1 protein-coding gene is annotated in these 247 nt (G+C 41.3%); it reads right to left on the bottom strand.

Annotated elements, in window-relative coordinates:
* Window positions 1-191, bottom strand: a 191-nt coding sequence (locus JWJ90_RS23080; protein WP_205229542.1) for a hypothetical protein, incomplete at its 3' end; no start/stop codon positions are given.
* Window positions 192-247 lie beyond the last annotated feature (56 nt).

A 247-nucleotide genomic window follows, 5' to 3' on the forward strand; every position in this document is an offset into this window, starting at 1 on the left:
AGATCCACCTGTTCTTCCGCTGCTCCTTGTGATGGAAAAAGCAAGCCTGCCAAGGTTATACTTGAAGCAACTGTGAATACAATTTTTGAAAAAGGGTACTTTTTGATTGGTGATGACACCTGTTGTTGGACGAAGCCGCTGCGCGGCAGAATAAAAACCAGTGTATACTCGTGTAAGAGTTTAATTTTCAAACACTTACAGCAAGGAGTATACTATGAACAAAGCCGAAATTAAACGATTCGAGTCC

Source organism: Desulfobulbus rhabdoformis (assembly GCF_016919065.1).
Taxonomy (GTDB): domain Bacteria; phylum Desulfobacterota; class Desulfobulbia; order Desulfobulbales; family Desulfobulbaceae; genus Desulfobulbus; species Desulfobulbus rhabdoformis.